The following is a 23,324-nucleotide window of genomic DNA, read 5'->3' on the forward strand; positions in this document are numbered from 1 at the left end:
GAACCTGTGGCTGATAGCCAATCCCTCGTTAGCATACCCGACTTTAGTGCCGCCATGACCAGCGGCAAGACCTTTCAGTTGCTGGGCCGCCCGGCCAAGGCCACGGTACTGTTTTTCTATCCGAAGGACAACACCCCTGGCTGCACCACTGAAAACATCGCCTTCCGTGACGCGTATCCGCAATTTGTCGCCGCCGGCGTGGAAATCTACGGCATCAGCCGCGATTCCCTGCGCTCGCACGAAAGCTTCAAAGCCAAGCTGGAGCTGCCGTTCGAGCTCATTTCCGACCCGGACGAAGCCGTTTGCCTGCTGTTTAACGTCATGAAGATGAAACAGATGTACGGCAAGACCGTACGCGGCGTCGAGCGCAGTACGTTTGTGATTGACGCCCAGGGCCGATTGGTGAAAGAATGGAGAGGCGTGAAGGTCGCAACTCACGTGGAAGAAGTGCTGGAATTCGTAGCGCATCTGAATTGATCGTTCATTTTGATCCAATGCGCGTTGTCGGCTTCCAGCAAGCCTGGTTCAACCGCAGTTCAGTTCACGGTACCTATCGCCATTTTGAGTCAACGAAGCGCCTCCATCCACTCCGCCAGACGGGCCTGCAGCCCGCCGATGGCGTCCATGACCGGCCATGCTGCCGGCCTCCCGGCAGTTATTCGTCCTGTAGCATTGTTGTTCCCCCGCATCCACCCCATGAGAAGTGCCGCCAGAAGCTGGCTGCCCATGGGCGATTCATTCCAGAAATTTTTTGATTGAGATCCTGATGCCACTGCCAAAATTACCGAGCAAGCCAGCCACCATCCTGGCCACCCAAGATTACCCAACCGCAGGCGCAGCGCGCCCGGCCACCAAAACCCCGGCAGCCAAGAAAGTGGCTGCACCGATCATTGAAGCGGCGATCGCCGAAGTTGCCAAGCCGGTCCGCAATGCGGCCACGAAGATCAAGCAAGTGGCGGCCCTGATGGTCGCCAAGCCGGCGCCAGCCCCGGCGCCGGTTGCGGCCGCGCCTGCCGCCGTTGCCGCGCCTGCGGCGAAAGCCAAGCCGGCGGCCAAAGGCAAGGTCACGCCGATCAAGCCCGTCAAGCAGGCAGAGCAGCCGCATCCGGCCAAGCACAAGCCTGTGGAAGTGCAGCTCAAGTCGTCCGCCAGCCGCGCCGCCGATCAGCGCGGCATCAGCAAGCTGTTCGTGCTCGACACGAACGTGCTGATGCACGATCCATCGTCGCTGTTCCGCTTCGAGGAACACGATGTGTACCTGCCGATGATGACCCTGGAAGAGCTGGACAACCACAAAAAGGGCATGACGGAAGTGGCCCGCAATGCGCGCCAGGTGTCGCGCACGCTCGATGCCCTGATCAGCAACACGGATGACGACGCCATCGAACACGGCATCCTGCTGTCCAAGCTGGGCAACAAGGACGCCAAGGGCCGTCTGTTCTTCCAGACGCGTTTGCAAAGCGCCGACCTGCCGGCAGGCTTGCCAGTGGGCAAGGCCGACAACCAGATCCTGGCCGTCGTGCGTTCGCTCGAGTCGGAACAGGAAGGCCGCCCCGTCGTGCTGGTGTCGAAAGACATCAACATGCGCATCAAGGCGCGCGCCCTGGGCTTGCCGGCCGAAGATTACTTCAACGACCATGTGCTGGAAGACACGGACTTGCTGTACTCGGGCATCGTGCAATTGCCGGACGACTTCTGGAACAAGCACGGCAAGGACATGGAATCGTGGCAGGAAAGCAAGAACGGCTACAGCTCCACCTTCTACCGCGTGACGGGCCCGTTCATTCCATCGTTGCTGGTCAACCAGTTCATCTACCTGGAACCGAAAAACGGCGAAACGCCGTTCTACGGCCAGGTGAAGCAGATCAACGGCAAGACGGCAGTGCTGCAAACCCTGCGCGACTTCAGCCACACGAAGAACAATGTGTGGGGCGTGACGGCGCGCAACCGCGAGCAGAACTTCGCGCTGAACCTGCTGATGAATCCGGAATGCGATTTCGTCACCCTGCTGGGTCAGGCCGGTACCGGCAAGACCCTGCTGGCCCTGGCCGCCGGCCTGGCGCAAGTGCTGGAAACCAAGCTCTACAATGAAATCATCGTCACCCGCGTGACGGTGCCCGTCGGCGAAGACATCGGTTTCCTGCCAGGCACGGAAGAAGAAAAGATGTCGCCATGGATGGGCGCCTTCGACGACAACCTGGAAGTGCTGAACAAGTCCGACTCCGATGGCGGCGAATGGGGCCGCGCGGCAACGCAAGACCTGATCCGCTCGCGCATCAAGATCAAGTCGCTCAACTTCATGCGCGGCCGCACCTTCGTCAACAAGTTCCTCATCATCGATGAAGCGCAAAACTTGACGCCGAAACAGGTCAAGACCCTGGTCACGCGCGCCGGTCCCGGCACGAAGATCCTGTGCCTGGGCAACATCGCCCAGATCGACACGCCGTACCTGACGGAAGGCTCGAGCGGCCTGACCTACGTGGTCGACCGCTTCAAGGGCTGGACCCACAGCGGCCACGTCACCCTGGCCCGCGGCGAGCGTTCGCGCCTGGCCGACCACGCCAGCGAAGTGCTGTAAGTTATAGCGGGCGGCGTCAGCTGCCCCAGTCATTCGAAGCCCCGGCTGCAGCGATGCAGGCGGGGCTTTTTTCATGTGCGCGACTATTTCCTGCGGCATGTTCTAATACCGCTCCTTTCTTTCTGGACACCTTGCCGATGCCTCCCGCCCTGCAGTTGCTGCTCTGCTTCATCGTTTTCATGCTCCTCCACATTTCCGTCATGGCGGCCTGCGCCAGGCTGTTCGGCATCACGGTGCGCAGCATCAGCTACGGCGTCGGTCCCACCCTGCTGACCTGGGGCAAAGTGCGCGTCAAGCTGCTGCCGCTGGCCGGCAATCTGGTGCTGAAAGATACGCGTGAGGAAACTTTGTATGACGACGATCCCTGCCTTGACGCCTACAACTTCCAGCCGCTGTGGAAGCAGGTCCTGCTGCCATTGAGCGGCGTGGCCGTGCTGCTGGCCTTGTCACTGGGCATCATGGGAGCCTCGGGCTGGGAGCGCTTTATCGCCGCCTTCGGGCACATCGTTGCTGGCGCGCTGGCGCCGTTGTCGAGGGCGCAGGAATTGCTGGGTGAAGGGGAAACATTTGCCCGCACGCATGGTTTTGCACTGGTGTTCGCCCTGTTCTCGCTGAAACTGTGCGCCTTTAATCTGCTGCCGTTTGCCGGTCTGAATGGGGGCCAGGCGCTGCTGGCCATCGCGCGCGGCGGCAAGCCGTATGTGACGTGGGAAGAGACGGCAGCAAAATGGCTGTTGCTGCCGGGGCTGGCGATCTTGCTGGCGTGGGCAGCGGCGTTCGGCTGGTATGGCTGGCAGGCGCTGGGGGCGTAAGGAAACGCCCCCAAGGTCGCCCGGTCAGCCGACCAGCACCAGCTTGCGGTTGACGAATTCCATGATGCCCAGGTCGGACAATTCGCGGCCGTAACCCGAATGTTTCACGCCGCCAAATGGCAGTTCAGGCGCCGTGACGGCGGGCGAGTTGATGAATACCATGCCCGTGTCGATGCGGCTGGCCAGGCGTTTGCCGCGCGCGACGTCTGCCGTGATGATGGTGCCACCGAGGCCGAAGGGAGAATCGTTGGCCAGGGCGATCGCCGCGTCGTCATCCTTGACGCGGAAAATCATGGCGACGGGGGCAAAGAATTCCTGGTAGTAGACGGGATTGCCAGGCGTGACTTCGGTGAGGATGGTCGGTGCCATGAAGTAGCCGGCACGCTCAATGCGCTTGCCGCCCAGCAGCACTTTCGCGCCGCCTTCCACGGCCTGGCCGACTTGCTTGACGGCCAGCTCCAGCGCCGATTTGCTCGACAGCGGCGCCAGGGTCGTGGCGGGATCCATCGGGTCGCCTGGCTGCAGCTTGGCCAGTTCGGCCTGGAAGCGCTCGACAAAGGTATCGGCAATGCTGTCGAGCAGGATAAAGCGTTTCGAGCCGTCGCACACCTGGCCCGCATTCTGGATGCGGCCGATGACGGCCAGCTTGACGGCCAGGTCCATGTCGGCGTCGTCCAGGACGATGAAGGCGTCGCTGCCGCCCAGTTCCATCGTGGTTTTCTTCAGGGCCTTGCCGGCCGTGGCCGCCACGGAGGCGCCGGCACGCTCGCTGCCCGTCAGCGCCACGCCCTGCACGCGCGGGTCGGCAATGGCGGTGGCCACTTGCTCGCTGGACAAGAATGCGTTGCTGTAGGCGCCTGCCGGCGCGCCCGCGTCAAGGAACAGTTTTTCAAAGGCCAGTGCGCACTGGGGCACGTTGGACGCGTGTTTCACTACCAGGGTATTGCCCGCCATCAAATTCGGACCCGCGACCCTGGCCAGCTGGTAATACGGGAAATTCCACGGCTCGACGCAGAAGATCACGCCCAGCGGCGCGATTTCCACGCGGGCCTCGCCGCGCTTGACGTCTAGTTGTTTGGGAGCGAGAAATTGCTCAGCATTATCCGCGTAGTAGTCGAGGATTTTCACGCACAGCGACACTTCCTGCTGCGCTTCCTTGAACAGCTTGCCCATTTCCACGGTGATCAGCTTGGCGAAGGCATCGCCTTGTTCCTTCAGCAGCATGGCCGCTTTCTTGACGACTGCCTTGCGCTCGGCAAAGCTGCGCTGGCGCCAGTCGCTCTCGAAAGCAGTGGCTGCCTGGGCCAGTATATTGTCCATTTGCGCATCGCTATGCGATGTGAAGGTCTGCTCGATCTGTTCGCTGTAGGGATTCGTGGTCTGATAGCTCATCTGGTTTCCTTGGTCTTGGCACCCCGGGACTGCGTGGGGTAGCTGGGCAGTATGCTGGCGGACGCGCCGCGCGACAGTACGCACGCGAACATAGTGGACTATGGCCGCAGGCGTCATGGCGGCCACGGTACGCACCAGCCGATCTCCCTCTCTGTCACGTGCCGCCATGCATGCGGGCTTGCCGCTATTATTTTTTGCAGACCTGTCGTATGCTCGAGTCAGTGCCGCAAGGCAAACGGCAAAGGAAGCAATATTTTCACCTTCGACACCTGCGGCAAGCACCTGGTCCTGTGGGCGATCCGCGTCTACCAGCGCCATCTATCTCCCTGGAAAGGATTTCGCTGCGCCTACCGCGTGCTGACGGGGCGCGACAGCTGCTCCGCCTATGGCTACAAGGTCATCGCGCGTCACGGCTTGCGCGCCGGACTGGCGCTGCTGCAACGGCGTCTGCGCGCCTGCGGCGAACACCATCGCCGATACCTGGCGCTGCATCCGCAGACGCGGCGCAGTGCGCGCCGCCAGGCCCAGGCGGGATTTTGCGACTGCGACGTACCTCTGCTGGACTGCGCTTGCGACTGCGCCGACGTGGCCAGCCTGGCTGACTGCTCCCGGCCGGGCCGCGGCAAGAACCCGGCGTGGTTCCGCAACGGCTATACGGCCAGTGCCGCACTGAAACGGCAGCAGGAAGAACACCGCAAGAAGATCAGGCAGCGACAGGAATCGGATAGCTAAATTCACACAATAACTTACAAATGAAATATTCATTCATGAAATGAATAATACCCATTATCACTGTGAATTGGCTGGAAACGGATCGGCGGCCTATACTTAAACCGTCTCCCCTACACTGCTTCCCATGCACACCCTGCTCAGCCCGCATACATCGCGGGCTTTTTGTTCCCGGCCATTGCCACTGCATCTTTCCTCTTTTACCGATTACCGGGCCCGCCCTTCCCCGCCAGCCCAGCCCCCAGCAAGGAGCGCAGCATGATCGTGCGCGAGCGCCCTTCGGCGCTAAGGCTGTTCCTCGTGGTGCGCGGCTCCGTCCTGCCGCGCATCCGCACCACGCTCATCGTCAATACCCTGATCGCCACCCTCGTCACCTGGTGCCACGGTACCTTGTTCGACCACAAGGTGATCTTGACCACCATCCCGTTTACGCTGATCGGCTTGCCGCTGGCCATCTTCCTGGGCTTTCGCAACACGGCCGCCTATGACCGCTACTGGGAAGCGCGCAAGCTGTGGGGCGAACTGGTCTTGCGCAGCCGTAATTTCTCGCGCCAGTGCCAGACCATGATACGCGGCGACACGCCGGCCCACGCGAGGCTGGGCCTGGAAGATGTGCGCGTGCGCATGATTTACCGCACCATCGCCTTTTGCCACGCCCTGCGCCACCAGCTGCGCGACACGCGCGGACCGGCCGACTTGCAGCCGCTGCTGCGCCCGGCCGAATGGGAAGCGGCTTGCCAGGCATCGAATCCATCGGACTACCTGATGCTGCAGATGGGCCACGACCTGGCCGACTGTGTCCGGCAAGGCCGCATCGACAGCATCCTCACCGCACAGATCGATAACACGGTTTCGGCCATGGTAGCGGCGGGCGCGTCGTGCGAACGCATCCGCAGCACGCCGATTCCGTTTTCGTATTCGCTGTTGCTGCACCGCACAGCCTATCTGTACTGCTTCCTGCTGCCGTTCGGCCTCGTCGATTCGCTAGGCTTCATGACGCCCTTCGTCGTCGCCATCGTTGCCTACACTTTCTTTGGCCTCGATGCCCTGGGCGACGAGATCGAGGAGCCGTTCGGCGAAGACGCCAACGACCTGCCGCTGTCGGCCATGTGCCGCGCCATCGAAATCAGCTTGCGTGAATCCGTGCAGGACGAGAACGTGCCGCCGCCCATGCAAGCGGACGATTTCCTGCTGAATTAATGCGCACGCCAGCTTCCCCTTGACCTTCCCACCGGGGCAAGGATTACAGTGAACGTACCTAATCATTCAAGGAGTGCTTGCCATGTATCAGTTACAAGTTGAAAACATGAGCTGCGGCCATTGCGTCGGCTCGGTCACGAAAGCGGTGCAGGCCATCGATCCGCAAGCCCAGGTGCAGATCGACCTGGCCAGCAAGCGCGTCACGGTGGAATCACCCGCCGAACTGGGCGCCATCAGCGCCGCCATCGTGGAGGCGGGCTACCCCGTTACCAGCGCGCAGTAACAGCCACAACAGCATTACGACAGCCGGCCTTTGCGCCGGCTGTTTTTTTATCCGTCCAGCTCGGGATAGTGGCGGAAGATGCCTTCCTCATTGAATGCAATTCTGCGCTTCGACTGCAGGTAGCGGGCGATGTTCGGCCGCGCCGCCACCATATCGTGCAGCTCGGACAGGAACGGATATTCGGGTGCCAGGCGCGCCATGGCTTGCGGAAACGCATAACGCAAGCCGGCCAGCATCTGGAACAGCGACAGGTCGCCATACGTGAGCTTTGCGCCCACCAGATACTGGCCCCGGCTGCGATTATTCAGCAGGACCTGGGTAAAATAATCGAGGAATTTCGGCAGCCGTGTTTCGCGGAAATCCGCGCTGCGCAGCATGGCCGCCTGTTTCTGTTCCTCATAATATTGATTCATCGACAGCGGATGGTGCGTGTCGTGCACTTCCGTCAGCCAGTCGGCCATGGTCAGTTGCAGCTGGTTCAGCCATAAACGGCCGCTTTCCGCGCGCGGCGCCAAGCCCAGGCGCCGGCCCAGATACAAGAGGATATTCGTCGTCTGGCCGATCAGCATGTCGCCGTCGCGCAGCACGGGCGGTGCGTAGGCGGCCTGTGGCGTAGCACCGCCATCGAGGCAGGCCAGCATGGCGGGAACGCCTTGCCCCTTGCGTTCAGGCAAACGGGCGATGTCGCGGTAGTCGGCGCCCGCCTCTTCCAGGGCCAGGCGGATGAATTCGCCGCGTCCCTGTATCGTGGGCCAGTAATACAGTTCATACGCCATACGCACCTCCGTTGATTTAACTCAATGGCAGCAAGCCTTCGCTTCCGTTTCACCGGCCAGCCCCAGGCTTTGCAGGATGGGGCAATCGGGCTTGTCATCGCCATGGCACGACTGCGCCAGGTGAGCCAGCGTGTCGCGCATTTCCGTCAGTTCGGCGATGCGCTTGTCGAGCTCGGCGACGTGGGCCAGGGCGATGCCTTTCACGTCCGCGCTGGCGCGCTGGTCGTTTTGCCACAACGACAGCAGCTCGCGGATCTGTTCCAGCGAAAAACCCAGTCCCCGCCCGCGCTTGATGAAGCGCAAGGCGTGCAAGTCGTTCGGCGTGTAGATGCGGTAGCCGGCGTCGCTGCGCGCGCTGGGTTTTAACAATGAAATACTCTCGTAGTAGCGTATCATTTTTGCCGATACGCCCGTTTCACTGGCTGCCTGGCCGATATTCATCCTATGACTCCTTGGTATGCGCGCTGCCTGCATGACTGCGGGCTTTCCAGCGGCGCAGCAACAGGGCATTGCTGATCACGCTGACGGAACTGAAGGCCATCGCCGCGCCCGCCACCATGGGGTTGAGCAAGCCGAAGGCGGCCAGCGGAATGCCGATCAGGTTGTAAATGAAGGCCCAGAACAGATTCTGCCGTATCTTGCTGTAGGTGCGGCGCGAGATATCGATGGCGTCCGCCACCAGGGCCGGATCGCCGCGCATCAGCGTGATGCCGGCCGCATGCATGGCCACGTCCGTGCCCGTCGACATGGCGATGCCCACGTCGGCAGCGGCCAGCGCGGGCGCATCGTTGATGCCGTCGCCCACCATGGCCACCTTCGCGCCCTCGCCTTTCAGCGCAACAATTTTAGCGGTTTTATCGGCCGGCAGCATTTTCGCCGCCACCGTGTCGATGCCCAGCAGCTTGCCGACGGCGTCGGCGCTGCCCTGGTTATCCCCGGTCAACATCACCGTGCGGATGCCCAGGCTGTGCAAATGGGCAATAGCCGCCTGCGCATTCGGCTTGACCTGGTCGCTGAAGGCGAACAGGCCCAGCAGCTCCGATCCCGAAGCCAGCCACGAGATCGTATTACCCGTGTTTTCCAGCGACAAGGCCCGGTCCGCCAGCGGCGCCATGTCCACGTTTAACTCCTGCATCAGGCGCGTGCTGCCCAGTTTCAGGTCCAGGCCGTCGACATGCGCCGCCAGGCCACGGCCCGGCAAGGCCGCCAGGGCCGTGGCCGGCAAGGGCTCGACGTGGCGCGCGGCCGCCGCATCCAGCACGGCCGTAGCCAGGCTGTGCTCGCTGCCACGCTGGATGCTAGCCGCCAGCTGCAGCAGCCGGGCATCGTCGATGCCGTGCGCATGCAGGGCCGCCAGGGCGGGCTTGCCGATAGTCAAGGTGCCCGTCTTGTCGAACACGACGGTATTGACGGCGTGCGCCACTTCCAGCGCTTCCGCATCCTTGATCAGGATGCCGTAACGGGCAGCCACGCCCGTGCCGGCCATGATGGCCGTCGGCGTGGCCAGGCCCAGTGCGCACGGGCAGGCGATGACCAGCACGGCCACGGCATTGATGATGGCGTTCTCCAGTTCGCCGGTAGCGAACCACCAGCCCAGCATGGTCAGCAGCGCCAGCAACAGCACCACGGGCACGAAGATCGCACTGACCTTGTCGACCAGGTGCTGGATCGGCGCCTTGGCCGCCTGCGCATCTTCCACCAGGCGGATGATGCGCGACAAGGTCGTCTCGCCGCCCACGGCTTGCGTGCGCACCAGCAACAAACCATCGGCATTGATGGCGCCGCCCGTCACCTTGTCGCCCGGATGCTTATCGACCGGCAAGCTTTCGCCCGTGATCAGCGACTCGTTGACCTGGCTGGCGCCTTCCACCACCACGCCATCGACGGCCACCCGTTCACCGGGGCGGATAACCACCAGGTCGCCCACTTTCACCTGTTCCACGGGCAAATCGAGCTCGACGCCGTCGCGGCGCACGCGGGCCGCCTCCGGGCGCAAGACTTGCAGCGCGCGGATGGCCGAAGCCGTCTGGCGCTTGGCGCGGCTTTCCAGCCATTTGCCCAGCAACACCAGCGTGATGACGACGGCCGACGCTTCAAAGTACAGGTGCGGCAGCATCTCGCCCGCCGTCAGCCATTGATAGACGGACAAGCCATACGCGGCGCTCGTGCCCAGCGCCACCAGCAAATCCATATTGCCGCTGCCGGCGCGCGCCGCCTTCCAGCCCGCCTTGTAGAAACGCGCACCAAAGTAAAACTGCACGGGCGTGGCCAGCGCGAATTGCAGCCAGCCGGGCAGCATCAAATGGATGCCGGCCCACTCGAGCAGCATGGGCAGCATCAATGGGAAAGCCAGCACGGCCGCGAACGCCACTTTCATGCCGTCGCGGTTGGGCGCCGCCGCGGGCGCGCTGGCGTGGCTGGCGGCGGGCACCGTGGCGGCATAGCCGGCCTGGTCGATGGCGGCGATCAGGACGCCCGCATCGGCGTCGCCCGTCACCTTGATGCGCGCGCTTTCCGTGGCCAGGTTGACGCTGGCGGCCAGCACGCCGGGCACCTTCAGCAAGGCTTTTTCCACCCGGCCCACGCACGAGGCGCACGTCATGCCGGCGATGTTCAGGTCGATCTCGCGCTGCGCCACCGCATAGCCGGCCTTGTCCACCGCCGCCTGCAAGGTGGCCAGCGGAACGTTCTGGCTGGACGCCACCCTGGCCGTATCGGTGGCCAGGTTGATGCTGGCGCTGGTCACGCCCGGCACGGCCGCCAGCGCCTTTTCAACGCGGGCGGCGCACGAGGCGCAGGTCATGCCTTCGACCGTGAACGATTGCAAATAAGGGGAAGCTGGCTGCATGGCGCGGATCCTGTAGATAAGAGGTGATGTCTACAGGATCGTCCCTACCATGATGGGAAGGTCAAGCGAAACTTAGCGTACTTCGCAGTCGACGTTGTTCGACTTGCCGGGCGTGGTACTGCTGGCGGTCGGGGGCATGCTGGAATTGAACACGGGCGGCGGCGCAAACTTTATGCCCGGATTGGCCGGCAGCACCACCGGCGGCTGCCGGAAATTCGGCGTATAGCCGAACTGGCCGGCGCTGAAATTGAGTGTGTCGGCAGGATTGGTCAAATTGATCAGGCCATCGAGCACTTGCACATACAGGCCGGGAGCCCGAGGCATCGACGATGCAGGCGCCGACAGCACAGGCGTCAACAGTGCAGGCGTCGACGGGCCAATATACTCGGCAATAAATGTCGTGCCGCGAATGCCGATGGTGGCGGCCGGCGTCTTCATCTCGAAGCGCTCCTTGTTGCGCTTGCCCAGCAGCCCCGTGACGGAACGCAAGCCCCCCTTGAGCAGGCTGAAGACGGCATGGTCGCCATCGGGCTGCTCGGCCGTATAGCTGAATTGCTCGATCACAAAACTGGTATTCGGTTTCAAGGTGATTTCGCTATTGTCGATCAGCTTGATCAAGGCATAGGTCTCCTTTTCCGTCAGCAAGGTGTCGCCCTGCTCGACTTCCGACTTGATGGCCAGGATCTTCACCTTGCCATCGGCCTTCTTCGCCATCAGCGGACCACTCAATTGCATGACGGTACCGGCCACCTGGCCGGCCCAGGCATGCGCGCCCACGCACATCAAGGCCAGCCACAAGAAAGCCTTAATTGCAGTACATTTTTTTAACAGATTCATTTTTTGTAGGTCCTGTTGAGTCACCTGCGGAGGCGGTAACATCCTTGTCGTCCGGTACCTTGTCAGCAGGCTTGGCCGGCAGTTTGGAAACGAGCGGGACGTTGGCATAGTCGGCCTGCTTGATGACGTTCAATGTGTTATTGATGATGACGTTGATGATCACGGGCTGTTCGACGGTCGTGACGGGCAGGAAAATGGCGTCCGCCATGCTGACCGTGCCATTCGGCGCCTGCAAGCCGACGCTGGTGCGCTGGCGATTGATGCGCACGCCCTGCGTGCCCGTGATGCTGCCCGTTTTCGCCAGCACGCTCATGCTGGCGGCGGCCGGCAAAGTGAAACTTGCCGTGTCCGCAAACAGCACATTGCCTTCCGCGCTGGCGGTAAAATTGCCGCCGCTGGCTACGCGGGAGTTGCCCTTGATACTGATGTCGCGTCCCGCCGCCAGGCTGATGTCGCGCGCCGCTACCAGCTGCGCGCCATCGCCCAGCAGTACGTCCGTGCTGGCATTGAGCGCGATGTCATTGCCCGCGATCCTGCCGTTGACGGCAACGGGGCTGTGCGCCGTCACGCTGACGTTGCCGCCATTGGCATCGATATTGCCAGCCGTGACGCCGCCCGTATTGTCGATGGCGATATTGCCCGCGCCAGTGGTCAGCGTTCCCAAGGCCAAGGTGCCCGGCGCCGAGGTATTGTTCAGCGCAATGCCGCCCCCGGCACGATTGCTGGCGCTAAAACTGCTGACCTGATTGCCCGCATTACTCAGCACGATGCCGTCGCGCGCCTGCGCGGTCAGGCTGCTGGCGAGCAGCGCACCGTCCTGGCCGATGGCGCCGTTCAAGGCGCTCAGCTGCACATCGTTGGCCGCCAGGCTGGCGAAGCGCAGGTCGCCAGCCGCTTGCGTGATGGCCAGCTGGCCCGCCAGCCGGATGGCGCCGGCAGTCTGATTAAAGCTGTTGGCGACGAGCAAGTTGCCATTGCCGCTCAACACGCCGCCGCCTTGCACGTAACGGTCCGCCGACAGGCTGCCGTTCAGCAACAGGCTGCCGCCGTTGACTTCCAGGCTGGCCAGCAGGGAACTATCCGGCGCCTTGTCACCGAGGGTCAGGCTGCCGCCCGTCAGCAGTAAGCCCGCGGACGCCGTCAGGTTTTTCAGGATGGTGTTGCCGGCCGCCGCGCTGTAGGTCACGATGCCCTTGCTGTTGCTAAAGTCGACAGCCAGTACGTTCGCGCCTTCCGGCACCACGCCGCCGTCCCAGTTGGCCGCATCGCTCCACAAGCCGCTGCCGCTGCCTACCCAGGTCGACAATTGTTTTTGCGCAATCGTCGCCTGCGTCGTGCCGCCCGTCGAGGTCAGCAGGTAATTACCCGCATCGGCACCACCCAGGCTCAGGTTCGTCACGAATACCGTCTTGCCCGCGCCCGCATTCTTGTCGCTGAAGCTGGCCAGGGCCGACAGGTCCAGGCGGTCACCGGCAACCCGGTCATCGCCGAAACCCAGTGCGGCGCCCGTCGTGCCGTCATAGACCTTGTTGACGCCGTTAAATTGCACGTTGAGGGTGCGCGGCGTGATGGCGAAGGTCGTCGTGCCACCCATGGTGATGTCGTACTTGGTCGACCACAGGCCCGTCGCCGCATAGCTGCCCACGTTGCGCGCGTTGCTGCCGTAGCCGAGGCTGCCATTCACGCCCGTGTCGCCGTCGATCAATCCCACATAGGCGATCGAACCGAGGAAGGCGGCCAACTGGCCATCGTAGACCTTGCCCGTGGCATTGCCCGCGAGGTTCACTTGCAGCGGCTTGAGGAAAGCCTTCAGCATCGGCGTCGTGTAGCCTTCGTAAATGCGCCACACGCTGCTGAAATTGTAGTCGCCGAAGCTGCCCTGCTGCCGCATCTGCGCCGTGCTGCGGCCGCTGGAGCCGCCACCACCGGTCTGCACCAGCGATGTTTCATAATTGAAAAAACCATAGCTGAACGGGGAACCGGCGGACACGCGGCCGGCCACCGCGCCCACGGACGCGTAGCCGTCGCCGCTCACGGCGCCGCTACTGAAGACATGGCTGACGCTGCCCGTGCTTTCACCGACCAGCCCGCCCATGTTTTCCATGGACAGGATGGGATCGGCAGTAACGGCCCGGCCCACGGCGCCGCTGGCATATGCATCGTCGATGCTGCCGCCGTTCAAGCCCACCAGGCCGCCGATGCTGCGCGCGCCGCTGACATTGCCGGTGGCATAAGACTGGCTCAGCGCGCCCTGGTTGTTGCCGACCAGGCCGCCGATCATTTCGCGCGCGCCCGTCACCACGCCGGTGGCGTACGAAGTCGCGATGCTGGCGCCGGACGCATTCGATCCCGCCAGGCCGCCGATGGCGCCGCCGTTGTCGGCATTGACGCCGGTGACGGCGCCGCTGCTGGCCGACAGCGTGATGGCGCCGCCGTTGCTGCCCACCAGGCCGCCGACATTGCGCTGGCCGCTGACGGCGACGCTGCTGTTCACGCCGGATATAGTGCCGCTGACGACCTCGCCAGCCAGCGCGCCCACGTTCGCCCTGCCGGTGACGCTGCCGCCGCTCAGGGTCAGGTTGCGCAAGGTGCCGCCCTGCACGGTGCCAAACAGGCCTGCCGCCTGACCAGGCACCAGGCTGCGGTCGATTTTCAAATTGCTGAGCGTAAATCCGCCGCCATCGAACACGCCGGAAAAACCGCTGCCGCTGCCGGCGATCGGCACAAAGCCCTGGCCATCGTTCCAGTTCGCCGTGCCGCTGGCGTCGATATTGCCGGCCAGGCGATAGCTGTTGCCCAGACCGAGGCTGGCGATGCCTTGCAAGCCATAGATATCGGCGAGCAGATAAGGTGTGGCGGCACCGTCGCCGCCGGCCACGCGCAGGAAACTGGCGCCGCTGCCGATGGTGAAGTTTCTGGCGCTAAATCCTGGCAGGGCCGCCGCGCTTTGCACCCAGGCGCCGCCGTCGAGCACAAAGCTGCCGCCCACCGTCACGGCGCCCGTGGCCGTGATGGCGGAACCGGAATTGAGGTGCAGATCGCCGCTCCTGGCAAGCGCATCCGATATCCGCAAGCCGCCCGTGTTCGTGCCGTCGCCGATGGTCAGCGACGCGGCCGAGATGCCGGCCAGCTCAACCGCGTTCAAACTGAGGGCCGTACCCGATTTGGTGCCCAGGTCGATGCTGCGCGCACTGCTCAGGGGTTTGATGATGACATTTGCGCCGCCCGCCGTGCCGCCGACGTCGATGCCGCCGGCAACGGTGATATTGTCGGCCTGCAGGGTCACCGTCTGGCCGGCGATGCCGTTGCCAGCAAGCTGGCCGGCGCCGCCCGACAGATTGATGCCGCCCAGCGCGTCATTCGCGCGCAAGCTCAGATTGCCGTTGCCGACATGGACCGTGGCGGCGCCCTCGATGCTGGCGCCCGATAGCGAAATGTTGCCGCCGTTGCTGGTAATGGCCGCGTTCAGATTGACGTTCGATCCCGGGCCATAGTTGCCGCTGGTGCTAGCAGGGTCATTCGCCGACAGGGTCACATTGCCGCCGTTGGTGGTGATGGCGGCGTAGACATTGATGGTTTCGCCCGCCTGCGCGGTCAGGCTGACGCCGGAATTGAGCATGTTCACCGAACTGCTGAAATTGATGCGATGCAGGGCTTGCAAGGTGACGTCGCTGGTGGCGCCGGAGATCGTATCGGCGCCGATGCTGGTGCTGCCGGTCGACGGCATATCGCTGAACTGATCGACATTGGCAAGGTTGCCGCCCGGTCCCTGCACCACGTCGATATCATACGGATCGAGCAGCCAGTTGCCGCGCTTGCCGCGCGCCGCGCTGGTATTGACGCGGATGCCGTCGACGGCCAGGTAATGGCCGGACGTTTCCACGAAGCCGCCGTCGCCGCCTTGCGCGCCGCCGCGCGCGGAAATGCTGCCGTGCACCTGGGCCGATTCATTGCCCCAGGCGATGACCTTGCCGCCGTTGCCGCTGACAATCGCATCGGCATTGACGCTGGCATCCTTGCCGACGAGTACTTGCCGCGCATTGTGCACGGCCGCGTTCTTGCCCTGGTAATCACCGCCCAGCAAGACCGTGCCGCCGCCCGTCGCGCCGCTGGCGTCGACCTTTGCATTGCCCAGCAAACCCACTTGCTCGCCCAGCACTTGAATCTGGCCGCCCGTGCCGGCCGACCCCGCGGCGCTGGTGACGCTGCCCGCTTCGAGCAGCGCCTTGCCGCTGGCCTTGAGCACGATCCTGCCGTTCTCGCCGACGACGGCGCTGTTGGCGTTGAGCACGCCGCGCTGGCTGACCAGCGCGCCGGCCATGCCGATGCTGCCGCCCTGGGCGATGACCTGGCCCAGGTTCAGCGCCTGGTCGGCCGGCGCAGAGACCAGTACGCGCAATTGCGGATTGCCGGGGTCGGCCAGCTGCACGCTGCGCCCGGCCGCCAGGATCACTTCGCCATTGGGCGCCGTGATGATGCCCGTGTTTTCCACGTTCGGCGCGATCAGCAGCACTTGCCCGCCCTTGCCCGCGTTAATCATGCCCGCATTGCTGACGCCGCCGGCCACGCCGCCGGCCGTGAACTGGCGCTTGCCGGCCAGGAAATCCTCATTCGTCATGCCCAGGCTGGAGGCGACCAGCCCGTTCACGTCCACTTTCGCCCCCTGGCCGAAAACGATGCCGTTCGGGTTGATCAGGAAGACCTTGCCGTTCGATTCGAGCGCGCCCAGGATCTTGCTGGGGTCTTGTCCCGTAATGCGGTTCAGTACGGCGCTATTGCCGCTTTGCTGGATGAAGCGCGTGATTTCGCCCGCATGGATGGAAAAACTCTGCCAGTTGATGATGGTGTTGGGCGTGTTCGTGATCGAAAAGATGTTGCCCTGCTGGCTGAACGTGGCCTGTCCGTTGACCACCTGCGGCAAGGCGGGGTTGGCCTGCGCGGCGCCGAAACAGCCGGCCAGCAGCAGTGCCAGCGCCGTGCGGCGCAGGGGCGGCGCAAGCGGTAATGAAAAGGCGGGCGTCAGGATGAAAGCGGAGGCGTGCTGGACGTGGTTGTGCATGGTGTTCATCCTGATGCTAGTAGGCCAAGGCGAGGCGGAAATGCAGGCGGTTGGCGCCCCGCTGTCCCGTGTCGCCGCCATTGACGACATGGGCGTAATCGAGTTGCAGATTGGCGTAGCGGCTCAGCAGCAAACGCAGGCCGAGGCCGCCGCTGCTGATGCCTTGCGACGCGCTTTCGCCGGGCAGCGCATGGTTGCGGCGCAGCCAGGCCGTGTCATAGAACGCCAGCGCGCGGCACTGGTAAGCGAGCGCCTGGCCGCACCAGTTCGGCGTGTACAGTTCCAGGTTCAGGTTGACGCCCGAATCGTTCGATACCTCGCGCTCGGCAAAGCCGCGCACGGACGCGGCGCCGCCGGCGCCGAACTGCTCGCCCGGCACCAGCGCGTCGGGCGTGATCTGCGCGTTGGCGAGCGCGCGCCATTGCCAGTCGCCGGCCAGCACGCGTCCCGCACTGGCGCTCAGGCGCACCGTGTTGTAGGCCGCCTTCGCGTGTGCGCGCACGCGGTCGAAATCAGCTTGCGCGCCGTGCTTGCCGCCAGGGATATTGTGCGCGAAGGTGACCGCCACGCTGGTCTCGCCCGTGGGCAAGGTCCAGTTGCCGATATAGCTGACGCTGAGCGGATGCACGGTGACGTCGGCGCCCAGTTCCATGCCGAACAGCTGCACGCTGTTGCGGTAAGCCTTGTAGTCGATGCCGTACACGAGCTTGGGTTCGAAATCGCCGCTGCGGGCAAAGTTCTGGTTGTAGCGGATGCCGGCCATGCTGCCCTGGCCACTGACGGCCAGGTCGAAAATGCCGGCCGAGACGCTGCCCGAATCGACGTTCGAATAGCTGGCAAAAAAATCCATCGAGTCGCCCAGCGCATACAGCGGCAAGTGGTAGCCGGCGCCATACACGCCCACCTTGTCCGGCTTTTCCAGGCTGCTCGTGTATTGCAGGCTGGCGACATGATCGAGGCCGAACAGATTCGCATGCTGCAGCACCACACCCACGTGCGTCTTGCCCGTTTGCGCATTGCCCGTATTGTCCACGTTGAGCATGGCTTTCCAGGGCTTTTCATCGGCCACCGTAACGATGGCGTCGATGGTGCCCGCCGGTTCATCGGCTTGCAGGCGCACTTCGATCTTGCGCGCCGGGTTTTCATTGGCCAGCCTCAGGCTTTGCGACAGCGCCGGCAAGTTCGGCGTCTCGCCTTCGCGAAGAGACGGCAAGGCGCGTCGCACGTTGGCCTCGTCCACATGCGTATTGCCGCCGATGGCAAGCTTGCCCAGCGGCGTTTGCAGCACGCTCAGGCGCACCACGCCGCGCTCCAGTTCCTGCTCGGGCAATTGCACCTGCACGGCGCTGTAACCGCGCTCGCGGTAAGCCCCCTCCAGTGCCTCGACGGCGCGCGCGATGTCGGAAAAATCGCGCTGCGCTCCCGTGTAGGGCGCCAGCAGGGCCTGCACTTGCGCGGACGTGAGCAGGGTATTGCCCTGAACGTCGAAGCGGCGGATCTCGAAGCGCGGCACGCCGTCGCCCTGCGTGGCAGGCGCGGCGTCATCCATGGAAACAGCGGCGCCGGCGGCGCCGACGGCGAACAGCAGCGCGGAACCCGCAAGCAGGTGCACCAAACGATATGTCATGTGAAGGATTTCTTGTGTAACCGGACAAGCGCGCGGCCCGCAGGCGCCAGCATGTCCGGCAATGGATTGAAGACAAATTTTAGACGGCTTTTAGTTTCCAGTCAGAAATTTCTAACATTTCCCCGTGTTTTTTATCGCAATGCAACAAACAATGCGCACGCCATGGTGAAAAATGCCGCAATCGCTTGCCTTTTCCGGCGAATGGCGGGCTATTTGCTGTGCAATTCTGTCACGCCATCCCAGTCCCATGGCGGTGGCGCGTTGCGGTACTGCTCCAGGCGCGCCGCGTACAGCCGGTACAGGCCATCGCCGGGAAAGTCCGCCTGCAAATGGGCCAGCTGCGCACCTGCCTGCGCCCAGTCGCGCGCGCGCAGCCGGGCCAGCACGGCGTGCCAGCGCTCGAGCTGCGCCAGTTCGGCCGCTGCGGCGCCGGCCAGCAGGCAGCGCGGCTCGAAGATGGCCACCGCTTCCTGCTTGCCCAGCACCCTGATCCGGTCGAGCTCGCGGTACAGGAAATCCGGGGCGGCCGCGCGCGTGGCCTCGCCCACCACGATGCCCACGCCATACAGCTTGCTGGCGCCTTCCAGGCGCGCGGCCAGGTTGACGCTGTCGCCCATCACGGTATAGGCGCGGCGGATGCGCGAGCCCATGTCGCCCACATGCATGGGCCCCGTATTGATGCCGATGCCGATGCGCAGCGCCGGCCAGCCGCGCGCGCAAAATTGCTGGTTCAGCCGCGCCGCGCTGGCCTGCATCAGCAGGGCGCTGGCCACGGCCCGGCTGGCGTGATCGCCAAAGGCGACGGGCGCGCCCCAGAACGCCATCACGGCGTCGCCGATGTATTTGTCCAGGGTGCCGCCATGGCTGTCGCGGATATCTTCCGACATGGCCGTCAGGTATGCGTTGATGTATTCGCGCAGCGCGGCCGGCGCCAGCTGCTCGGAAATGGCCGTGAAACCGCGCACGTCGGCAAACAGCACCGTCAGTTCGCGGTTCTCGCCCTCCATCGTGTAGCGGCGCGGATCGTCGGCCATCTCGGCCACCAGCTCGGGCGCCACGTACTCGCCGAAACGGGCCACCAGCGCGCGTCCCTTGCGCACCTCGAAAAAGTAACCCCACGCCAGGTTGGCGATGAACAGCGCAAGGATCAGCAGCAACAGCACGGCACCGCCCAGCACCAGATCGTGCACGGCGTACAGGTACAGGTTGATGCCGATGGCGGCGGCCAGCGCGGCCACGGTGGCCAGCATCACACCAGCCGGAGGCAGCACGGCCAGGGCGCCCGCCAGCAGCAGGCCAAACAGCACGATCTGCACCAGTTCCAATGCCAGCGCATAGTCGGGCCGCGCCTTGAAGCGCCCGTCGAGCATGGACTTGATCAGGTTGGCGTGCACCTCCACCCCCGGATATTCGGCATTCACGGGCGTGGCGCGGATATCGTTCAAGCCGGGCGCCGTGGTGCCCACCAGCACGATGGCGCCCTTCAGCAGCGCGGGCGGCACCGTGCCGTCCAGCACATCGGCGGCCGACACATAGCGGAAGGCGCCGCCATCGGGGCCGCCCGCGCCGCGGTACTGCACCGTGGTCGTCAAGGCTTCGCCGACAGGAATCGCCATCGCGCCGCGCGGCGTGAACAGCATGATGTGTTCGAGGCCGCCATTGGCCAGTTCGCGCGCCGACAGGGTATCGGCCGTGCCCGTGAAACGGGGGGCGATGGCGCGCGCCTGCAGGTAGACGGCGACGGTGGCCAGAGACAGCGAAGGATAATAGCCGTCACCGATGCGCTGCAACAGGGTCGAGGAACGCACGACGCCGTCGGCATCGGTCAGCGCCGTGAAGATGCCGGCGCCCTGCGCGGCCGCCTGCAGGGGTGCGATATTGGCTTCGTAGCCGCGCGCCACGTAGGCCGTGACCGTGCGCCCGTTCAAATCGGCGACGGTAAAGGCGGGCCTGGGCAGCACGCCCTTCCTTTGCTGCTCCGAGACGCTGTAGCCGAGCACCACGGGCTGGCCGCGCATGGCCTCGGCAAACAGGCCGTCGTAATCCATGGCCGGGCGCAGCTTTTCCAGCTGCGCCGGCAAGCCGGCCACGCCCGCCAGTGCGCCGCGCGCCAGCCCTTGCAGCACGGCGTAGCCGGAACTGGTATCGGCTTCGGGAAACGAGATATCGAAGCCCAGCGCGGCCACCCCGTAATGGCCGGTGAGCTGGCGCACCAGGCGCGCCTGCACGTCGCGGCTCCAGGGAAAACGGCCCACGCGGGCCAGGCTTTGCTCGTCGATGTCGACGATGACGATGCGGCGGTCGAGCTGCGGCGCATCAAAGCGCATGCGCCAGTCGCCCAGCATGGCGTCAAGCCGCGCGATCGTGTCGTTTCCGGCCAGGCACAGCACGGCCGCCGCCAAGGTCAGCATTATGCCCAGCAGCGACCGCGCCCCATGCTTGCGCCAGGACTGCGGCAGCTTCAAGGGGTATAGCCCGGAATGGCCGCCTCGTCGACGGCATCGATCTGGCTCGGATGCATGTGCTTTTCAGCGAAGGTCAGATAGACCTTGCTGCGGATGAAAACGTCGAACAGCTCCGGGTCGATATGGCCGTTCAGGCTGAAGTTACCGAGGATGCGCAGCGATTCGGACAGCGACTTGCCCTTTTTGTAGGGCCGGTCGCGCGCCGTCAGCGCCTCGAAAATGTCGGCAATCGCCATCAGCCGCGCCGGCACCGACATCTGCTCTTTCGTCAGCCCGCGCGGATAACCCTTGCCATCCATGCGCTCATGGTGGCCGCCCGCATATTCGGGCACCTTTTGCAGGTGCTTGGGCCACGGCAGCGCTTCGAGCATGCGGATCGACACGCTGATATGGTTGTTGACGATGGCCCGCTCGGCCGCCGTCAGGGTGCCGGCGCGGATGGTCAGGTTTTCCGTCTCGTCGGCGTCGAGAAAATCGCGCAGTTCGCCGTCGGCCGCGCGCCAGCGGCGCCGGGCGATCTGCCGCACCCTTTCCTGGTCGGCCTGCGCCATGCTCTCGCCGCCGATGTTGACCGTGCGGATGAAATCGCGCTCTTCGCGCAGCGCCGCCTGCTCCTGCTCCAGCGCGCGGGCAATGGCGTCCTTCTGTTGCGGCTGCCCGGCCTGCAGGCGCAGGGCCTCGATCTCGGCGTCGCGCAGCAGCACTTCGTAGCGCGTGTCGATCAGGGCGATGCGGTCGAAAATGGTTTCCAGCTTGGTGGCCTTGTCGACCACGTGCACGGGCGTGGTGATCTTGCCGCAATCGTGCAGCAGGCCGGCCAGCCACAGCTGCTTGCGCTCGTTGTCGCTGAGCCGGAAATCGGCCAGCGGCCCCGTTTGCGTCGCATGCGCGGCGTCGGCCAGCAACATCGTCAGCTCGGGCACGAACTGGCAATGCCGTCCCGTGTACGGCGACTTTTCATCGATGCCGATATTGATCAGGGTAACGAGCGACTCGAGCAGCTCTTCCAGCTGAGAGATGAGCAGCTGATTCGTCAGCGCCACGCCCGCCTGCGCGGCCAGCGCCTCGATGAAGCGCTGGTCGGTGGAGGAAAAGGCGCGCACCTGGCCCGTCTCGCCATCCTTGGCATTGACCAGTTGCAGCACGCCGATCAAGTCGCCCTCGTGATCGCTCATGGGTACCGTCAGGATCGATTGCGTGTGGTAGCCATGGTGGCGGTCAAACTCGCGCATGCCGGAAAAATTGAAGACCTCGTCGCGGTAGACGTCGGCGATATTCACGCTGCGGCGCATGTTCGCCGCATACGCGGCCACCGACGCCAGGTTGGGCTGGCCGGCGCCATCGAACAGGGGTACGCCCGGCAAACCCATGTCCGCCCCCTGCGCGATGCCCAGGCTGTCGTTGACGCTGATGTCGAACGCCAGCTGGCGCCCGTCAAGCGCGGGCCGGTACAGGGTGGCGCCGTCGGCGCCGCTCATGCTTTTCGCCAGCAGCACGATGCGCTGCAGCAGCGCGCCAATGTCGCGCCCCTCACCGCCCAGGCCGTGGCCGAGCGCGACGCTGAGTTCGGTCAATTGCTCCAGTCTGTGGGCGATTTTCTCAGGGTGCAGCTGAGGCATATTGGTGGCAATCAGGTAATGGGCAAGCAAAAAAGGGGAAGTCGGCAAGCGCCAGTGTAACGGCGACCCTGCGCACTGTACATTACTTAGTCACAACAAAATGAAATTACTTTCCGTAACGCAACACGCATAAATGTTGCCGCCAATCTCATTAATTAGAATAGAATCAACAATAATTACACTGTAACAAGGTACTGAATGAAATTCACGTTCAGGGGCGTGCGCGGCTCCATCCCCTCCCCCGGCCCGCGCACGGCGCGCTATGGCGGCAACACCACGTGCATCGAAGTGCGCACGGACAACGACAGCCTGATCATTCTCGATGCCGGCAGCGGCATCTTCGCGCTGGCGCAGCAACTGCCGCCGGGCCAGCCCGTCGACGCGCACGTCTTCATCACGCACAGCCACTGGGACCACATCCACGGCTTGCCCATGTTCTCGCCCCTGTTCGTGGCCGGCAACCGCATGCGCCTGCATGGCGCCCTGGACGGCAACAGCGGGCGCGGCATCGAGCACGTGATGGCGGTGCAGCTGCAGGGCAGTTATTTTCCCGTCAGCGAAGCGGCCATGGCGGCCTGCATCGAGTACCGCACCCTGGCGCCCGGCGAAGCCGTCGAAGTGGGCGGCGCGCGCGTGCGCGGCGCGGAAATGAACCATCCGGTGGTCAACCTCGGCTACCGCATCGACTGCGGCGGCGCCTCGCTGTTTTTCAGCGGCGACCATGAACCGTTCTACAACCTGCATCCGCCCGGCCACGCCGAGCATGCGGCCTGCGCGGCGCGCAATGCGCAGCGCCAGGCCGGCATCGATGCGCTGGTGGCCGGCGTCGATGCGCTGATCATGGATTGCTCGTACACGCGCGAAGAATACCCGGGCAAGCAGGGCTGGGGCCACGGCACCTTCGACGCCGCCTTCGACCTGGCCCTGCGCTGCGGCGCGCGGCACCTGTACTGCACCCACCACGAACCGACCCGCAGCGACGAGCAGCTCGAAGCCGTGTTTGCCGACGTGATGGGCCGCTATGCGAGCCGCCTGGCCGGCCTGCAGGTGTTCCTCGCCAGCGAGGGGCTGACGGTGGAACTGGCCGGCGCATAAAAAA

General features: G+C 64.2%; 17 protein-coding genes. 7 read left to right on the plus strand and 10 right to left on the minus strand.

The window, feature by feature from the left end:
- Positions 1 to 6: 6 nt before the first annotated feature.
- Positions 7 to 477, plus strand: a complete 471-nt coding sequence (locus AC3RCG_RS21400; RefSeq protein WP_034750445.1) for a peroxiredoxin — start codon at positions 7 to 9, stop codon at positions 475 to 477.
- A 289-nt stretch (positions 478 to 766) separates the two neighbouring features.
- On the plus strand, positions 767 to 2,578 hold the full coding sequence (locus AC3RCG_RS21405) for a PhoH family protein (protein ID WP_099410066.1): 1,812 nt from the start codon (positions 767 to 769) through the stop codon (positions 2,576 to 2,578).
- Between the two features lie 16 nt (positions 2,579 to 2,594).
- On the opposite strand, the gene AC3RCG_RS21410 is transcribed toward AC3RCG_RS21405, so the two are convergent.
- Positions 2,595 to 2,759: a hypothetical protein gene (locus AC3RCG_RS21410; RefSeq protein WP_492402055.1), complete on the minus strand. Its 165-nt coding sequence runs from the start codon at positions 2,757 to 2,759 to the stop codon at positions 2,595 to 2,597.
- Here AC3RCG_RS21410 and AC3RCG_RS21415 point away from each other — a divergent pair.
- Positions 2,758 to 3,390, plus strand: a complete 633-nt coding sequence (locus AC3RCG_RS21415) for a site-2 protease family protein (protein WP_492402054.1) — start codon at positions 2,758 to 2,760, stop codon at positions 3,388 to 3,390. The two genes, AC3RCG_RS21410 and AC3RCG_RS21415, sit on opposite strands and share 2 nt — an antisense overlap.
- Before the next feature lie 24 nt (positions 3,391 to 3,414).
- Here the strand turns inward: AC3RCG_RS21415 and AC3RCG_RS21420 are convergent, their stop codons facing one another.
- The gene (locus AC3RCG_RS21420; RefSeq protein ID WP_121670164.1) at positions 3,415 to 4,782 is read right to left on the minus strand and encodes an NAD-dependent succinate-semialdehyde dehydrogenase; all 1,368 of its coding nucleotides are present in this window, start codon (positions 4,780 to 4,782) and stop codon (positions 3,415 to 3,417) included.
- Between the two features lie 51 nt (positions 4,783 to 4,833).
- On the opposite strand from AC3RCG_RS21420, the gene yidD reads away from it, so the two are divergent.
- The 3 genes from yidD (at position 4,834) to AC3RCG_RS21435 (ending at position 6,994) form a co-directional block, all read left to right on the plus strand.
- On the plus strand, positions 4,834 to 5,514 hold the full coding sequence (gene yidD / locus AC3RCG_RS21425) for a membrane protein insertion efficiency factor YidD (protein WP_492402052.1): 681 nt from the start codon (positions 4,834 to 4,836) through the stop codon (positions 5,512 to 5,514).
- Positions 5,515 to 5,769: 255 nt separating this feature from the next.
- Positions 5,770 to 6,711 (plus strand): bestrophin family protein, encoded by a 942-nt coding sequence (locus AC3RCG_RS21430; RefSeq protein ID WP_070311131.1) that lies wholly within the window; start codon positions 5,770 to 5,772, stop codon positions 6,709 to 6,711.
- Between the two features lie 82 nt (positions 6,712 to 6,793).
- On the plus strand, positions 6,794 to 6,994 hold the full coding sequence (locus AC3RCG_RS21435) for a heavy-metal-associated domain-containing protein (RefSeq protein WP_070219128.1): 201 nt from the start codon (positions 6,794 to 6,796) through the stop codon (positions 6,992 to 6,994).
- Positions 6,995 to 7,041: 47 nt separating this feature from the next.
- Here the strand turns inward: AC3RCG_RS21435 and AC3RCG_RS21440 are convergent, their stop codons facing one another.
- The 8 genes from AC3RCG_RS21440 to AC3RCG_RS21475 all read right to left on the minus strand — a co-directional run bounded on the left by AC3RCG_RS21440 (position 7,042) and on the right by AC3RCG_RS21475 (position 22,225).
- Entirely contained in the window at positions 7,042 to 7,770 is a 729-nt protein-coding gene (locus tag AC3RCG_RS21440) for a glutathione S-transferase (RefSeq protein WP_205602270.1), read from the minus strand.
- A gap of 21 nt (positions 7,771 to 7,791) precedes the next feature.
- Complete coding sequence (gene cueR, locus AC3RCG_RS21445; RefSeq protein ID WP_070290544.1) at positions 7,792 to 8,211, minus strand: Cu(I)-responsive transcriptional regulator; 420 nt, start codon at positions 8,209 to 8,211, stop codon at positions 7,792 to 7,794.
- A 1-nt stretch (position 8,212) separates the two neighbouring features.
- Positions 8,213 to 10,618 carry a heavy metal translocating P-type ATPase gene (locus tag AC3RCG_RS21450; protein ID WP_492402051.1) on the minus strand — a complete coding sequence of 802 codons (2,406 nt, stop codon included), beginning with the start codon at positions 10,616 to 10,618 and terminating at the stop codon, positions 8,213 to 8,215.
- A gap of 72 nt (positions 10,619 to 10,690) precedes the next feature.
- Positions 10,691 to 11,416 carry a FecR family protein gene (locus AC3RCG_RS21455; protein ID WP_492402049.1) on the minus strand — a complete coding sequence of 242 codons (726 nt, stop codon included), beginning with the start codon at positions 11,414 to 11,416 and terminating at the stop codon, positions 10,691 to 10,693.
- A 7-nt stretch (positions 11,417 to 11,423) separates the two neighbouring features.
- Complete coding sequence (locus tag AC3RCG_RS21460) at positions 11,424 to 16,514, minus strand: beta strand repeat-containing protein (protein WP_492402048.1); 5,091 nt, start codon at positions 16,512 to 16,514, stop codon at positions 11,424 to 11,426.
- A 16-nt stretch (positions 16,515 to 16,530) separates the two neighbouring features.
- Positions 16,531 to 18,141: a ShlB/FhaC/HecB family hemolysin secretion/activation protein gene (locus AC3RCG_RS21465; protein ID WP_070221145.1), complete on the minus strand. Its 1,611-nt coding sequence runs from the start codon at positions 18,139 to 18,141 to the stop codon at positions 16,531 to 16,533.
- 209 nt (positions 18,142 to 18,350) lie between these two features.
- Positions 18,351 to 20,552: a CHASE2 domain-containing protein gene (locus AC3RCG_RS21470; RefSeq protein WP_492402047.1), complete on the minus strand. Its 2,202-nt coding sequence runs from the start codon at positions 20,550 to 20,552 to the stop codon at positions 18,351 to 18,353.
- 50 nt (positions 20,553 to 20,602) lie between these two features.
- Positions 20,603 to 22,225: a GAF and HD-GYP domain-containing protein gene (locus AC3RCG_RS21475; RefSeq protein WP_492402046.1), complete on the minus strand. Its 1,623-nt coding sequence runs from the start codon at positions 22,223 to 22,225 to the stop codon at positions 20,603 to 20,605.
- 198 nt (positions 22,226 to 22,423) lie between these two features.
- Here AC3RCG_RS21475 and AC3RCG_RS21480 point away from each other — a divergent pair, with 198 nt between their 5' ends.
- On the plus strand, positions 22,424 to 23,320 hold the full coding sequence (locus AC3RCG_RS21480; RefSeq protein ID WP_070290539.1) for an MBL fold metallo-hydrolase: 897 nt from the start codon (positions 22,424 to 22,426) through the stop codon (positions 23,318 to 23,320).
- The last annotated feature ends 4 nt before the right edge of the window (positions 23,321 to 23,324 follow it).

Source organism: Janthinobacterium sp. GW823-FHT01H08 (assembly GCF_058797855.1).

Coding starts and splice junctions, on each gene's coding strand:
- AC3RCG_RS21405 (WP_099410066.1), top strand. CDS start 767: ATGCCACTGCCAAAATTACCGAGCAAGCCAGCCACCATCCTGGCCACC.
- AC3RCG_RS21415 (WP_492402054.1), top strand. CDS start 2,758: ATGCTCCTCCACATTTCCGTCATGGCGGCCTGCGCCAGGCTGTTCGGC.
- AC3RCG_RS21410 (WP_492402055.1), bottom strand. CDS start 2,759: ATGAAAACGATGAAGCAGAGCAGCAACTGCAGGGCGGGAGGCATCGGC.
- AC3RCG_RS21420 (WP_121670164.1), bottom strand. CDS start 4,782: ATGAGCTATCAGACCACGAATCCCTACAGCGAACAGATCGAGCAGACC.
- yidD (WP_492402052.1), top strand. CDS start 4,834: ATGCTGGCGGACGCGCCGCGCGACAGTACGCACGCGAACATAGTGGAC.
- AC3RCG_RS21430 (WP_070311131.1), top strand. CDS start 5,770: ATGATCGTGCGCGAGCGCCCTTCGGCGCTAAGGCTGTTCCTCGTGGTG.
- AC3RCG_RS21435 (WP_070219128.1), top strand. CDS start 6,794: ATGTATCAGTTACAAGTTGAAAACATGAGCTGCGGCCATTGCGTCGGC.
- AC3RCG_RS21440 (WP_205602270.1), bottom strand. CDS start 7,770: ATGGCGTATGAACTGTATTACTGGCCCACGATACAGGGACGCGGCGAA.
- cueR (WP_070290544.1), bottom strand. CDS start 8,211: ATGAATATCGGCCAGGCAGCCAGTGAAACGGGCGTATCGGCAAAAATG.
- AC3RCG_RS21450 (WP_492402051.1), bottom strand. CDS start 10,618: ATGCAGCCAGCTTCCCCTTATTTGCAATCGTTCACGGTCGAAGGCATG.
- AC3RCG_RS21460 (WP_492402048.1), bottom strand. CDS start 16,514: ATGCACAACCACGTCCAGCACGCCTCCGCTTTCATCCTGACGCCCGCC.
- AC3RCG_RS21465 (WP_070221145.1), bottom strand. CDS start 18,141: ATGACATATCGTTTGGTGCACCTGCTTGCGGGTTCCGCGCTGCTGTTC.
- AC3RCG_RS21470 (WP_492402047.1), bottom strand. CDS start 20,552: ATGCTGACCTTGGCGGCGGCCGTGCTGTGCCTGGCCGGAAACGACACG.
- AC3RCG_RS21475 (WP_492402046.1), bottom strand. CDS start 22,225: ATGCCTCAGCTGCACCCTGAGAAAATCGCCCACAGACTGGAGCAATTG.
- AC3RCG_RS21480 (WP_070290539.1), top strand. CDS start 22,424: ATGAAATTCACGTTCAGGGGCGTGCGCGGCTCCATCCCCTCCCCCGGC.